Origin of the sequence: Algoriphagus sp. 4150, assembly GCF_031457395.1 — a bacterium.
Lineage (GTDB): Bacteria > Bacteroidota > Bacteroidia > Cytophagales > Cyclobacteriaceae > Algoriphagus.
In genome coordinates, this window is record NZ_JAVDWS010000002.1 from 514,932 (window position 1) to 529,767 (window position 14,836).

The window sequence follows — 14,836 nt, forward strand, 5'->3', positions numbered from 1 at the left end:
ATCATTACTGAAGAGACTAATTGATCCTTTAGTTAGTATTCCAATTATAAACCGTTCATTCATCTTCATTTCTACTAAAAATTTGCAAAAATGACGCTGCAGGATGTGAGGTTGCTTGCTGCAAAAGGCGAGGGACTGAGGATAGAATTTAAGAAGAAAGCGACTTTTCCTGAGAAAATTGTCCGTGAATTGATTGCCTTTGCCAATACTTCCGGAGGGGATTTGCTGATAGGGGTAGACGATGATGGAACTGTCAGTGGGCAGCGCTATATAGAGGAGGAAATCTATGTAATGGAAAAGGCCATTAAGGAGCTTATTTTTCCCCCGCTAGACTATGAATTGTGTTCCCTAAAGATTAATGAGAAGAAGGGGGTGGCAATTTTTAAAATTCCTGTAAGTTCCCGGCGACCACATTATCTTAAAGAGGAGGAGAGAAAACAGGCATTCATCCGTGTGGCGGATCGGTCTGTGAAGGCGAGTAAGGAAGTTTGGGAGATTTTGCGAAGAGGAAAAACTCCCAGGGATATAGTCTTCACCTATGGCAGAAAAGAAGAAATCCTAATGAAGGCTCTTGGTGAGTCCGATAAAATCACACTCAATGAATTTGCGAAGTTGGCGAATCTGCCAAGATTTCTGGCGTCTAAAACGTTGGTTCGGTTAGTGTTGGCAAATGTGCTTCAGATTCATCCTCAGGAATCTGCCGATTTTTTTACGTTGAAAGGATAAGTGGCTATTCGGGATTTGTAACCCGCTCCTCTGGATTTTCAATCCGTATTCTTCTCACATGCTTCTCACATGCAATATATGGAGCAGCGCAGTGGGATACTTTGGAATAAAGAAAGGGAAGCTTGAATTGTCTGAGGTTAGTTTGTTTGGATTACAAATCCAACAGTATATCCCCGGAATAACAAATCACCGGGAGAGGTGTTTTCTTTGATTAAATCTGAAGGACTCCTAATTCATCAGCGATCTCTGCTAAGCCTTTATTATATTTCTTTTCAAGTAGCTGTACTTTTTCCCTTGAAATGGAAGTGACTGCAGACTCCACAGAACCCCAGTTCATTGATTCGTCTGAATTAGAAATAATCAGATCATAGTAGGGAAGTGCTTTTTCTAAATTTTTCTCATAAGAGAACAAGTACAAAGCCCATACAGCGTAGAATATATAAACTTCTTGATTATGAAAGACCTTCCTTTTTGGCATCAACTCCTGTAGTGTATAATTGTCTTGGAGTAGTTGCCTGGCTTCATCGTATTTTTTATTCAGGATCAGCTGATAGGCTAAGAAGAGTCGCCCAAGTAGATAATCGGGAAAATCAACTAGGCATTGTTTGAAAATCTCTGTGCCTTTTTCTACCTCCCGAAGTAGAAAATAACTATTTCCTAAGTAATTGTATAGAACAGGCTGGTCTGGATACTGCTGGATTTTATCACTAATTTTCTTTCGAAAATTAAAGATCCCATTCGTATTTCCAGTCTCAGCTAATTCCTGAAGCTCATAATATAAGTCTTCAATGATGTCAGCTATAGATTCCTCCAGTTCTTGTATGGGTTCATTTGTTATGTTCAGTCGTGTGTGGGCATCTGTTATCAATCTTGCAAAGTCATCTTTTTCTCTTGGGAAAGTCTTGTCATAAGCGAGATCGATTGTTTTATATACCAGATTTTGGGCTAAGTGCAATAGCTCATCTTCCTCAAGTTCTTCATCTTCGTCATACTCATTAAACTCTTCATCCTCCTCTGTTAAAAATACCGGTTTCCCATCGACTCCAAATTCCAGATCCATCAAAGGGATATCTTCGGTGTCCTCCTCCAGAATAAACTGGGTGAGCTTCCAGTCACTATGTGGGGGAATGTCAAATTCCAAGGCAAAGTCAACAGCTCCATAGACTAGGTTATGCGCTAATTCATAATCACAGGCTACCATTTCAACCCTCAGGTTCTGCAGAAGTTCCTCAAATTCAAAAACAGATTGGTTAAAACCATACATTGTGTCCTTCACACCCATTCCGAGCACATCTGTCAGGAAAGCTCCAAATGTAAGATTGCCGTTAGTATGCTTTCTGGCGATGATGACCTCAGCAAGTTTCGTCTGTTCCCAATCTTCATTGATATAACAGGCATAAATAGGCAATTGTCTGACTTTGGTCTGAAGGTACTTCCTTGGGCTGATTTCCTGGCTTTTACTTAGAGTACCTTTTCTTTTCTTGTTCTTTGCCATATTGAGGGTTGTTGATGGAGTGAGTGCTTCAAATGTCAGAATTTTTTAAAAAAAGAGAAATTGCATTGCCTGAAATTTAAGTTCTCACTGGGGATTGCTGAGAAGTGCGTTATTTACTTCAAAAAGATTGGCAAAGAAATTCCCGTCCTTTCAGTAAATCCTACATTCCCCTGTAACCCTCCGGAATGAATCATCAAGATTTTTGAGTTTTCGGCGAAATAATCGTTTTGGATCAAATCCCAGATCCCAAATGCCATTTTTCCGGTGTAAACCGGATCCAGTACTATTCCAAAAGCTTCATAAAACCACCGGATGAAGTCGATTAGTTCTTGGGTGTATTTAGCGTAGCCTCCAAAGTGATAGGTAGTAAAAATCTCATATGCACCTTTGCTTTTAAGTTGGTACAGATCTATCAGATCAGAGATTTCTTTATGAATGAACTCGCCTTTTAGAGCCGAGAAACCGAGCAGCTTTTGGTGCTTGGAAAGTGAAGAATATAGCCCGGAAAAAGTGCCTCCTGTACCGATTGATGAGCAGATATGGGAGAATTGCTCATCTTCCAAGTCAAGGATCGTTTCGGTTCCTTTTATGGCCGGTTCGTTGGTTCCTCCTTCTGGGATTAAGTAAAAATCCCCGAATTTTTCTTTCAGACTGGCAAGAAATTCAGGTTCTGTTTTGTTTCTGTAAGTATTTCTATCAATAAAATGAAGCTGCATACCGAGTCTTTCAGCATGTGAAAGCGTGGCATTGAGAGGTTCTGTGCGTTCTCCCCGGATGATGCCAATGGCATGAAGGTTTTCAGCTTTCGCAGCTTCTGCCGTGGCGTATATATGATTTGAAAAAGCTCCTCCAAAGGTCAGAATCTTGTTTTTCTTTTCAGTTTTCGCTTTTTCAAGATTGTATTTAAGTTTGAAAAATTTGTTCCCCGAAACTGCGGGATGTACTAAATCCAGCCGCTTAATTGCCAATTTGATTCCATTTTCCAAAAGGATAGGATGGTTAAGGGATTGAATTGGAGTTGGGTTTTTAAGAAGCATTTGGGTTGCTTTTGTACAGAAGTGTTAAAGTTAAGCTTGATAAGCTTATTTTTGCAGTATGAGCATGCAAGCAGACGAAGAATTTGACGAGGAAGAGTTAGAACTTTATGAACATTACAAATTTGTAATCGACAAAGGGCAGACCCCCACCAGAATCGATAAATTCCTGACAGATAAAATAGCCTTTGCCACCCGAAATAAAATTCAACAGGCCATAGATGCAGGAGCGATCCAAGTAAATGGAGAATCGATCAAGGGAAGCTATAAAGTAAAGCCACTGGATGATATCCGTGTGCTGATGGGCAAGCCGCCACGTGATACCGAGGTTGTACCTGAGAATATTCCATTAACTATTGTCTATGAAGATCAACATTTGTTGGTTGTCAATAAGGAAGCGGGAATGGTGGTTCACCCTGCGCATGGTAATTGGACGGGCACGCTGGTTAATGCTTTAGTATATTACTTTCAGAATCTCCCGGAGATGAAAGGCAATGAAGGAAGGCCTGGGTTGGTTCATCGGATCGATAAGGATACTTCCGGACTGTTGGTAATTGCCAAATCGGAAGAAGCAATGACCCATTTGGCATCGCAATTTTTCCGCCACACGATAGAGCGGACTTATTTGGCGCTTGTATGGGGCGAGATGGATGAGGACGAGGGCACTGTCATCGGAAATGTAGGCAGGAGTGCCAAAAACAGAAAGATAATGGACGTGTTTCCGGACGGAAATCAGGGGAAGCATGCGGTGACCCACTGGAAAGTGCTGAACAGACTGCGTTACGTATCGCTGATTCAATGTAATCTGGAAACCGGCCGAACACATCAAATCCGTGCGCACATGAAGTATATAGGACATCCACTATTCAATGATACAACCTATGGAGGAGATAAAATACGGAAGGGAACTCAGTTTTCTAAGTATAAGACCTTTATACATAATGCGTTTAATCTTTTGCCAAGACAGGCATTACATGCAAAATCTTTGGGTTTCATACATCCTGTGACTAAGGAGAAACTATATTTTGAAGCTCCACTGCCCGAGGATTTTCAGGCTGTTTTAGACAAATGGGAGAATTATGTGCACTTCGAATAAGTTTGTTCTATTAGGATATGTTCAATTTTTCGGTGAAAATGATGCGTTTTTAGCAATAAAATGGCTGTTTTAAGGCTGTTTTGGCAATTATTTGACCTTACATTGAAAAATAGTCAATATTCCAGTCAATATTAAACCTGTTTTTGACGATACTGTATTTTTCAAACGATTTCATTAAAAATACTGTAAATATTCAGTTTTATTTTTGAATTATTTTTAAAAAACAAACCCGTCTGCTATATTTGAATCATAGAAAGAGAGCAAACAAACGGTAAGCACTCAAAATACATTGAAATTACACTACACTGTAGGATGTTGAAATTGGCAGACAAGCCCTCCTGTCTCGGGGGTGGAGGTCATAGGATAAAGCATTTAGCGAGCTCGTAAATTTGCCTAACTACTCCGTGGAGGTTCGAATCCTTCTCCTACAGCAGGTTATTTTGGGTTTATTGTTAATTGACTAAAACCATGAAATTTTGTTTCATGGTTTTTTTTATGCCCATTTCGCAGTGCGTATCTTTTTTAATTTGGAGTCTAGATCATTTTTCCCAATAAGATTTTGCTAAAATGTGCCTCGGCCTATTTTAATGATTTAGTAAATACTATGCTTAAATAGGAGGTCTAATTGATTATATCGTAATTATTTGATCTAAATTGTATAAATACTGTAAAAAAAATAATTATTTGTTATTATAATTTTAATAAACGGATGGTATTTCTAATTTTGACCCAGCAAAATTTATATCTGTCGGGCTTTAGTTGATTCGGCACTTATTAAATCTTCGTTCTCAGACCTATTGAACCTTTGGTTTTTTTTCCTGAAAAATAGGGAAAAGCCATCAACCTACCGGCATAAGGCCACTAGTATTAAATCATCATTGTAGGATGTTGAAACTGGCAGACAAGCCCTCCTGTCTCGGGGGTGGGGATCCTGTCCCGATAACTATCGGGATTGGAAGGACAAAGCGTAATTCTACCGGACTATTGCCTAACTACCCCGTGGAGGTTCGAATCCTTCTCCTACAGCAAAAAAAAGCAGCACTATTGTGCTGCTTTTTTCGTTTAAATTTGCCGTTAAATGCCTATTTTAGACAAAAACCAACTGAATGACAGAAGCGCATAGAGAGAAGCATTCCAGACATCCTTTGAGAAAGAAGGCACTGAGATGGTTCATGTTTATTCTTCTGTCCATACTTTTTCTGGAATTCCTTGTCTATTTTGGCTCCAACCTGATGCTCTCCAGTTGGGCACGACGAAAAATCAATGAAGCTGCAAAAGATGTATATGTAGTTGATTTTAATCGGGTTAGGTTATCGCTGTTTCGTCGTGGGCTATTCATGGATGGGATCGTAATGAAACCCAAGGGAGAAAGAAAGCCTGGGCAGAATCAGGCATTGTTTGACTTGACTTTGGATCAGATAGCGCTCAAAAACCTATGGTTTGACTTGTCTGAGGGGGTGTTGTATGTAGGCAGGTTAGAATTTGACAATCCAAACATCAGCATGGATCTGCCCCCTCATAAAAATTCCGAGCAGGATGGGAAAAGAGATGAGAAAGACTCTCCGATAAAGGAACTTGAGGACGAAATAAAAAAGTTGGTTGACAAAATGAACTTCACGGGTGTTTACATCAGTGAGTTGGAGATCGACCACGCTGATTTATTCTTCTTGAATTTTTTAAGTCATAATTCTCTTAAAGCACAAAATACGAGATTGCTGATCAAGGATATCAACTGGGCGACGAAAGCTGAGTGGGCAACTCCCTTCAATGCCAGAGGTTTTGAGTTTGATCTTGAAAACGTGAATTTCCCCCTGCCGGATGGTGTGCATTCCATCCGCTCTGAGAAAGTGTACATAAGTTCTTTGGGGAATGTGATTGATATAAAAGGTTTCGATCTTAATTCGGATAAATCTATTGAAAGTAAGGCTTATTACGATGTTTACCTGAGTGAGCTGCGGGTTGGGAACGTTGATCTGAATGAGGCATTTATGACTTCAGATGTCAGGATTGATGAAATTGTCTTAAACGATCCCGAGTTTAAGGTTCAAAATAACAGCTTCAGTGAAAAAGATAGTACAGCAAGCGGAGATCTGAATGAATTGATTAAAGGGATATTGAAGTCCTTTGCAGTAAAGGAACTGTCCGTGAATAATGGGAAATTCACAACACATAATCTGATCGATACCCTCAAAAATCGGATTGATATCAACAGGCTTGATTTTAAGATGATCAATTTCTATCTGGGGGAGGATGAATCCAAAAAAACGGATCAGTTTTTCTATGGACAGGAGGCTGCTATGGATATCGAACATGCGGACTTGTACTTATCGGACAATGTCCATGTGATCTATGGAGACCGGGTGAGTGTATCATCTTTCAAAGATGAGATTATCATAGAAAATGTGCGCGTAGAGCCCAGAGAAGATGCGTTGGATATAGGGCAGGCTGATCATATCATGCGTATTTCCCTTCCTAAACTGTCTCTTTCAAATACCAATTTGAAGCAACTGTACAATGAGGGGATTTTCACAATTGAAGAAATGCTTGTGCAATCTCCCAAAGTGGAAATAACCGAGCTCAGTCAACGTGAAGAAAATCTGAACAGAATACCTGTAAGGGAACTTTTGGAAGGGTATATGAATGAGATAGCCATCGGTAAAATGGATCTCAGAGATGGTGAGGTTCAATTCAAGAATGAAAAGGGAGTGAGAAGTGATGACATAGGTTTTGAAAAATTCAGCCTATTGCTTGAGAAAGTCTTTTTGCAGCCCAATGTAAGCAGCGATGTGAGAAACCAATTTCTGGCAGAGGAAATGGTTCTTAGTTTAGATAAATACAGGTTAAAATTGCGGGATAATCTCCATGAGTTTCTTGCCGATAAAGTCCTGATAGATTCCAAGCGGTCACTTGTTGTGGTCAATAATTTCACCCTCAGGCCTGAGAATCCCGACTCTATACAAGTAATTCTGGATTCGTATGGGAAGTCGGTAATTATGGATATTTCCGTTCCTGAGTTTCGTGTGGAGGGCATTGAATTGATGTCGGCGTATTTGGATGAGAGATTGGTGGTAAATCAAATTTTGATACCCTCTCCTGTAGCAAATTTCACGAGATTTAGAAAGAACAGCACGACTACCTCTGCGATGCAGGTAGAATCATCCGGTGAAATACAAGACTTGTTGACATCCTATTTTTCCACAATTCAGATAGACTCTGTAAGCTTCAGTGATGGTCAAGTGCAATACAAAAACTTTGCAGGAAGGAAGAATATCTCGCTGAGTGAGGATAGTCTATCGTTAAATCTGAAGGGATTTTATCTGGAAAAGGGACTGGCCAAGAGTCCTGACAGAACTTTTTTCTCAGATGAAATCGATCTTATTTTGACAAAATATGACTTCAGCGTGGCAGGGGGAAACTATGAAGTAGATACAGACGGGCTTCGGTTTAATTCCAGATCAAAAACCATTGAGATAGATAACCTCACGCTAAAGCCCAGTAAATCAATTAACAGTAAAATCGCTTTGTCTTTGAATCTTCCTAGTGTTTCTTTTGAGGGGGTAGATATAGAGGCGTTTTTATTTGAAAATCAACTGCGATTGGAAAAACTCGCCGTAGATGGAAGTGATATAAAACTGGAGATTAATCAAGATTACCGGAGGGAAGTTACACAAGAAACTCCTCCTAATGGAGCTGCTAAGACACTTCCGAAATCTATTGAATTGGTATCCATCGGAGCTATAGAGGCTAAGAATTCCAAGTTGAGTTTGAATTACAGAGTAGGCCAAAATGATTTTGAATCGATCCAGACCGATTTTGATCTGGGGATTACAGGCCTGAATTTAGACTCTGCCGCAAATGCACAAAAAGATATCGCCGGTTTATTTGACGAGATCAGTCTTACGCTGAAGGATTTTTCCTATGCGCTGCCTGATAGTATTCATACCATCAGATTCTCGGATTTATATGTGGACAATACGGCAGATGAGACCGTGTTTTCCAACTTTGAAATAGTCCCAAGCACTACCTCTGGCAATTTAGGGTCTCCTATTTTTTCGGCAAGGATTGATGAGCTTGGAGTGAGGAATAACACCATCCGGGAGATTCAGTCCACGGGAGTCCTGGACTTTACGCAGCTTAGATTGATGAATCCCAAAATCGATGTTTACCTCGATACTGTAAGCAAATCAGATAAGGCCAAACTAAAGACAGATTCGGTAAGCGCTAAAAATGCAGGGTTGATTGAATCTATCCTGCTACAGGATGTGCTGATCAATAAGGGAACTATCGCTCTCCATAATAAAGAAACCGGCCAGATTCCACGAATGGCATTCAATAATGTCAGCTTAGGCTTGTATGATCTGAATCTGGATTTGATGAAAAAAACCAATGGAGTAAGTCCCAGACTCCTTTTGGAAAAGGATTTGAGTCTTTCACTTGCCAATTATCAGGTTTATACCAAAGACAGCCTTAACAAATTGAGCATCGGGAAAATCAGGTATATGGATAACACTATTATTCTTGATAGTGTATACTTCCGGCCTGCACTAGGTCGCTATGAGTTTTTGCGTGCCAAAGGGTACCAAGATGATGCATTGGATGCTTTTGTGGCTAAGATTAAATTGGAGGAGATCGATTTTGAGGAGTATTTTGCCAATAAAAATCTAAAGGCTCATGCGCTAAGGCTGGAAGGCTTGCACTTGGATGTTTTCAGAGATAAGAGAATGCCACTAAAAGAAGGGGTAATCAAGCCCATGCCTCAATATTTGATGGAAAACGCACCCTTTGATATGGAGTTGGATTCGGTGATTTTAAGTGATGGGATCATTCGATATCAGGAATTTTCGCCCAATGCCATGTTACCCGGATCTATACGGTTTGAGGATTTGGACGTTTTTATTACTCCGTTTGCTTTGAGAAAAAGCACCGAGAAATTCCCATTGGAGTCCAGTTTGTTGTATGCTACCACTCAATTGATGGGGGATGGGGACGTTACACTGGCCGCCGATATGCATTTTGGGTATCCTTATCCCATGGATGTAGATGTCAGGCTGGGAAAATTTGACTTGACCAAGTTAAATGGCATTTTGACAAGAGGTTCTTTTATCAGGGTTCTTGACGGTAAAGTGACTGATGGTCAGTGGGACTTTACAATGGATGACGATGTGGCCAAAGGAAAGATGAATTTCAGGTATGAAGATCTGAAAATAGAATTTGTGGATTCATTGACCTTGGAGCGGGGCAGGGGTAAACTGGGGCTTATGTCTTTCTTGGCAAATATTGTTGCGAAGAAAAGTAATCCGAGAAAGCTGTTTAATCGTCGAATAACTTCCCAGGTCTATTTTGAGCGGGATAAGTCCAAATTTATTTTTGGAGGTTGGTGGAGAGCAACTTTTAGTGGATTGAAAGGTGCTGTGGGGCTTGGCCAGGCTACGGTGCCTAAAAAGGAAGATGAAGAAGATTAAAAAGTGAAGGCACAAAAAAGCCGGATCCAAGTGACCCGGCTTTGATTTTTTTGACAGGATGTTAATCCTTATTTTATTTTTCCTTCCGTATCAGTGAAGTTACCCGTGATAGAAGACCCGGTGTTCTGAGTGACTTTACCAAATACAGTAATGCTATTATTTGGGCCTATAAATTCAATTTTTCCGCCGCTGTTTAGATTTAGGTCGCCATAGATTACTACAGAACCTGAAAGCTTAAGTGTAGAGTTAATGTGCATTGTGCTGTTGGAATTCATTCTGCCAAATACCAGAGAGCCGTAGACTTCTGTTACTGCTCCGCCATTCATGTTGAATTGGTCAAGGACAGCAAGAGATCCGCAGAATAGGAAATTTGCATTGTTGTTAAGGCCGCCGATCGAGGCTGAGCCGCTATACGCTTTAGTCTCCCCACCATTTACGTTGAGCCAATAGTCTCCGGGATAAGCCGGAAGTCCTGAGCATACTGCTTCTGTAGGGTTAGGGGATACCTTGTTTATTTTAAGAATCTGAAGGCCTCCACGTCCTGTAGCTACAAAAACAAACTCTTCCTCATTTCTAACGAAATTGGAAGAACCATCCAGATCCAATATTCCAAATTGCTTGATTGCTGCAAGATTAGAAACGTCTGAGATGGAAATTCCTGCTGCACCATTGGCCATGAAAAGTAAATTGTCATCCACAGAAACTGCATTGGTTACAATATCTCCCTCTTCTACATCGGTGGGTCGGATAGGAATAGCCAATCTGCTGACGAAACTACCGTCAGTCATTTTATAGATGCCCGCCCCATTTGCTCCTTCAGATACATATAGGATGCCATTGTCGATATCCAAAGTTCTTTTTGCACCGGCTACATCTGCAGCCAATGCAATAGAAATTACTTCAGAAAGACTGTTGGGATCCAAGATATGGATTCCTGTGCTACCGCTAAGAACTGCAAGTTTGTCACTCCCAAAGGCTACCGCTCGGAGATCGTCCATTTGTATGGAATTGCCCGGTGTCTGAGATGCATCGAATATACCGATAACTCCGTCGTTGCCACTTGTTACGGCTGTACCCGAATTGGTGTTTGCAACATCTGTGGCCACAAAGCCAGGAAGAGAAGTATAGACAAAACCCGAAGTAAACCTACCGCCTGACACAGAGACCGTGATTAGGTTGGCAGGAGAAGTCACATCAGAATTTTCATCGATATTTACTGCGGCAGCAAGGTAGAGTTTGCCGTTTTTATATTCAAGAGAGCTGATATCCGTGTCCGTGAATATAGCTTGCTCGGTAATCTTCGGACTATATGGGCTGCTGATATCAAATATATCAACAGCTCCTAAATAGGTGTCTCCTTCTGTATTATATGACACATAAGCATAGTTGCCATCTATGTCCACATGCGTCGCTTTCAGTGTTTTACCGTTGATTTGCGGGGCGTCTACTTGGGAGACCAGAATAAGGGGCAGGTCTGATGCTACTTCTTGAATTCTCCCCGCAGGTGCATTAGGGTCAATAAGTTCTATTACTCCGGCATTATCCATTTTTACACGGGCAGTGAGTAATTGACTGTCTGAATTAATAGTGATCGCCCCGCCTCTGATAGGGTCAGTGGTGTCGTTGCATGAGTAAAACGCAAAGACAAGGATTAGACCAAGTAGATAATGTTTTTTCATAGTTTAGTTATTGAATCTCTTGCCGAATATTTCAGCACGAAAAGTGAATTTCAAATTCTGATAGGTGGAATATAATTCCGATTACTGGTGTATTTTTAAATGATGATTTCGAATGCTGACTTGATATTATCAAGGATTGATAGAATATTTTGATTTATGCGAGCCTCAAGTTTTGGTTTTTTGGGGTCTAAAATTTTGATCGCGCAAATGTAGATAGAGTTTTTGTTCTTTCTATCAGTTTGTCAAATACTTAGGGAGAAAAATCAAGTATTTTTTTTCATACTTGGATTGATTCACCTTTAGGATGCTATAATGATGGTTTAACTGGATATGAAAACTTGACTACTTTCTAATCAATTTGACTTTCTGAGAGTTAGCTCCTCCGTAGATATCGAGGATATATAAACCTAGGTTTTTCGAGATACTGTATGTGATTACCCGTTTACCTAGAGAGGGGGCCATAAAAATGCCCTTGTGTTAGGATAGGTTATCCAAATCCCGGTGCTTTTCGGTAGTCACCGGCAGATTGGTTTTGGAAGTTCTGTAGCTATTATTTGCCTGAATAGTTTATTATAAAAAAAGCCCTTGACTTTTTAGGTCAAGGGCTTTCAAATTAATTATGAAACGGAGTGTTACCCATTCATGCTGATTAAGAATTCGGCATTGTCACGGGTTCCTTTCATTCGCTGTAGTAAGAATTCCATAGACTCCTGAGAGTTCATGTCACTCATAAGCTTACGGAGGATCCATACACGCTGCATCTCTTCTTTGTCCATCAGAAGGTCCTCACGACGAGTGCCTGAGTTAAGCACATCGATAGATGGATAAATTCTTCTATTGGCAAGCTTACGATCCAGAGCAAGTTCCATATTGCCGGTTCCTTTGAATTCTTCAAAGATTACCTCATCCATTTTAGAGCCTGTCTCCACCAGTGCCGTAGCGATGATAGTCAACGAGCCGCCGTTCTCTACGTTACGAGCCGCACCGAAGAAACGCTTAGGCTTATGGAGTGCATTGGCATCCACACCACCGGAAAGGATCTTTCCAGAGCTCGGAACAACAGTATTGTGTGCCCGTGCAAGTCTGGTAATGGAATCCAAAAGGATCACCACGTCATGGCCCACTTCCACCATTCGTTTGGCTTTTTCCAAAACGATATTAGACACTTTTACATGTCTGTCTGCAGTCTCATCAAATGTGGAGGAGATTACCTCTGCATTTACGGATCGTGCCATATCTGTCACTTCCTCAGGACGCTCATCGATCAGCAAGATCATCAGGTGAACTTCGGGGTGATTTTTAGTAATAGCATTGGCAATCTGCTGTAGCAAAACAGTCTTACCCGTTTTGGGCTGAGCTACGATCATGCCTCTCTGCCCTTTTCCTATAGGTGCAAATAGATCTACCACCCGTGTGGAGAATTTATCTCCGGTAGTGGATAGGTTTAATCTCTCTTCCGGAAAGAGAGGAGTTAGGTACTCGAAAGGAACACGGTCTCTGATCTCGTCGGTAGTCTTGCCGTTTACAGTGGCGATTTTCAAGAGGGCAAAGTATTTTTCGCCTTCTTTTGGTGGGCGAATAGATCCTTTGATATGATCACCAGTCTTTAAACCGAAAAGTTTTACCTGGCTTGGAGATACATAAATATCGTCAGGTGAAGCAAGGTAATTGTAATCCAATGAGCGAAGGAAACCATAGCCTTCTTGCATCATTTCCAAAACGCCTTCATTGTCTATCACTCCATCAAATTCCCGTGGGTTCACTCCCGGACGTCTGCGGTTTGAATGAGGAACTGTCTCGGCTGCCGGAGCCATCACTTCATCCGGCGATTTGAAGTTTCTTCTTTTTGGAAGCTCTACTTCTTGCTCAGACTTAGCTTGTGCAGGCTTAGGTGTGGATGGAAGTGTAGACTTTTCTTCTTTAGCATCTGCCGGTACTGTGGATTCTACTTCTTCAAAAGCTTTCCTTCTTGGTCTAAAAGTTTTCGGTTCTTCTGAATTAGACTCAGGCTGAGGTTGTGGCTTTCTTTCAGGCCGTTCTTGCTGAGTTTCTTTTTTTGCTTTCCAGTCCGGCTTAGTATCAATGTTTCTAGGCTCCGGGGAAGTTTTTTGCTCTTCGGCTGGAGTTTCCTCAGGTTTTGGAATTGCCGTTACGTTTTGTCTTTTAAACTTCGGCTTGTATTCCGGTTCTTCGGATGGTTTCTTGGGAGCCTCGACAGCTTTTGGAGCTTCTACAAGTGTCTCCGGTGTTTTAGTCGGTTCTTCGGAAGTAGAGGGCTTCTTTTTAGGCAGGGCTTGCTCTGGGGTAATGGCTTGTTGGTCAAGGATAGCATAGACGAGTTCGTCTTTCTTTAGAGATTTGCGGTTTTTGACACCTAGCTCCTCAGCGATTTCCTTCAGTTCAGATAATAATCTGACTCTGAGTTCTTCTATGTTGTACATAAAGAGGGGATGAAATAAATATAATGTAGTAAATGCGGTATTTGAGATCGTGGATGATTTTCTGAGCAAAAAAGATCTGCAGGAAATACTCAAGCCAAAGTGGGCTGACTTGCTCATTCACGTGATGTCACAATATTAACTTATGAGTTTGTATTTAGCAAATATTTATTTGCGATAGACAGTTATTTCAGTGATATAGTAAGGATTAGCTGTTTAATTGTCTCAATATTTCCAAAGATTTCCAGTTTCCGGGATTGTCCAAGTGCTGACTATAGAAGTCGAGTAGGTGATCCAAAAGTTTTTGGCGGAGCGATTTGCCTATCTTGGTTTCATTGGAAAAAGAGTTGGTCATAAGTGCCGTCAAATATAGTTCAGCTTGAACCAGCTCTGCGGGAGAAAATGGTTGTGAACGGCTTTCTGAAAGAAACCCGAGGGCCTCTTCCGGCGCAAAGCCCAGAAAACTGGCTTTCTCTATAAGGAAAACCAGCGGAAACTGTCCCAGCTGGGCATCTTTGCTATCTAAATGTATAACGCACTCTTTGAGAAAATCAAAAAGAGCTTCATTTTGGTAATTTTCATAGATAGACTTACTGATTACTTCGGTAATGAACAGCGCAATTCCCGTTCGGCTAAAGTCAAATGGTATCAATTGATTAGCCCGGTGAAGCTGAGCCTCAGAGATTCGTTGTAAACCGCCATTGTCTTTATCGTATACTACCAGTTCAAGAATGGTTAGCGGTTGGTATAAAGCTATTTTTGATTTACTGCCCTGAGACCTGACCCCATTCACCAAGTAGGATTTAAGTCCGAGTTCCCGGGTAAAAATCTTCACGATTATGCTAGTCTCTTTGTATCGAATGGAACTGAGCACTATCCCTTGGGTTTTTTTGAGCATTCTTTCAT

8 protein-coding genes are annotated in these 14,836 nt (G+C 41.0%); 3 read left to right on the plus strand and 5 right to left on the minus strand.

The features are described from left to right. Nucleotides 1–90: 90 nt before the first annotated feature. Complete coding sequence (locus J2X69_RS05560; protein ID WP_310099717.1) at nucleotides 91–726, plus strand: ATP-binding protein; 636 nt, start codon at nucleotides 91–93, stop codon at nucleotides 724–726. 211 nt (nucleotides 727–937) lie between these two features. On the opposite strand, the gene J2X69_RS05565 is transcribed toward J2X69_RS05560, so the two are convergent. After that, nucleotides 938–2,221 (minus strand): hypothetical protein, encoded by a 1,284-nt coding sequence (locus J2X69_RS05565; RefSeq protein WP_310099719.1) that lies wholly within the window; start codon nucleotides 2,219–2,221, stop codon nucleotides 938–940. Nucleotides 2,222–2,334: 113 nt separating this feature from the next. Further along, on the minus strand, nucleotides 2,335–3,258 hold the full coding sequence (locus J2X69_RS05570) for a pyridoxal-phosphate dependent enzyme (protein WP_310099723.1): 924 nt from the start codon (nucleotides 3,256–3,258) through the stop codon (nucleotides 2,335–2,337). Between the two features lie 64 nt (nucleotides 3,259–3,322). Between J2X69_RS05570 and J2X69_RS05575 the strand changes: the two genes are divergently transcribed. Together J2X69_RS05575 and J2X69_RS05580 are read left to right on the plus strand one after the other, a co-directional pair. Continuing rightward, on the plus strand, nucleotides 3,323–4,351 hold the full coding sequence (locus tag J2X69_RS05575; RefSeq protein WP_409014395.1) for an RluA family pseudouridine synthase: 1,029 nt from the start codon (nucleotides 3,323–3,325) through the stop codon (nucleotides 4,349–4,351). Nucleotides 4,352–5,457: 1,106 nt separating this feature from the next. Beyond that, nucleotides 5,458–9,813, plus strand: coding sequence for a hypothetical protein (locus tag J2X69_RS05580; RefSeq protein ID WP_310099730.1), 4,356 nt, complete (start codon nucleotides 5,458–5,460; stop codon nucleotides 9,811–9,813). Nucleotides 9,814–9,881: 68 nt separating this feature from the next. Here J2X69_RS05580 and J2X69_RS05585 read toward each other — a convergent pair whose 3' ends face one another. The 3 genes from J2X69_RS05585 to recO all read right to left on the minus strand — a co-directional run bounded on the left by J2X69_RS05585 (nucleotide 9,882) and on the right by recO (nucleotide 14,828). Continuing rightward, the gene (locus J2X69_RS05585) at nucleotides 9,882–11,492 is read right to left on the minus strand and encodes a hypothetical protein (RefSeq protein WP_310099733.1); all 1,611 of its coding nucleotides are present in this window, start codon (nucleotides 11,490–11,492) and stop codon (nucleotides 9,882–9,884) included. A 632-nt stretch (nucleotides 11,493–12,124) separates the two neighbouring features. After that, nucleotides 12,125–13,933, minus strand: a complete 1,809-nt coding sequence (gene rho, locus J2X69_RS05590; protein ID WP_310099736.1) for a transcription termination factor Rho — start codon at nucleotides 13,931–13,933, stop codon at nucleotides 12,125–12,127. Nucleotides 13,934–14,138: 205 nt separating this feature from the next. Then, complete coding sequence (recO, locus tag J2X69_RS05595) at nucleotides 14,139–14,828, minus strand: DNA repair protein RecO (RefSeq protein WP_310099738.1); 690 nt, start codon at nucleotides 14,826–14,828, stop codon at nucleotides 14,139–14,141. Nucleotides 14,829–14,836: the final 8 nt, after the last annotated feature.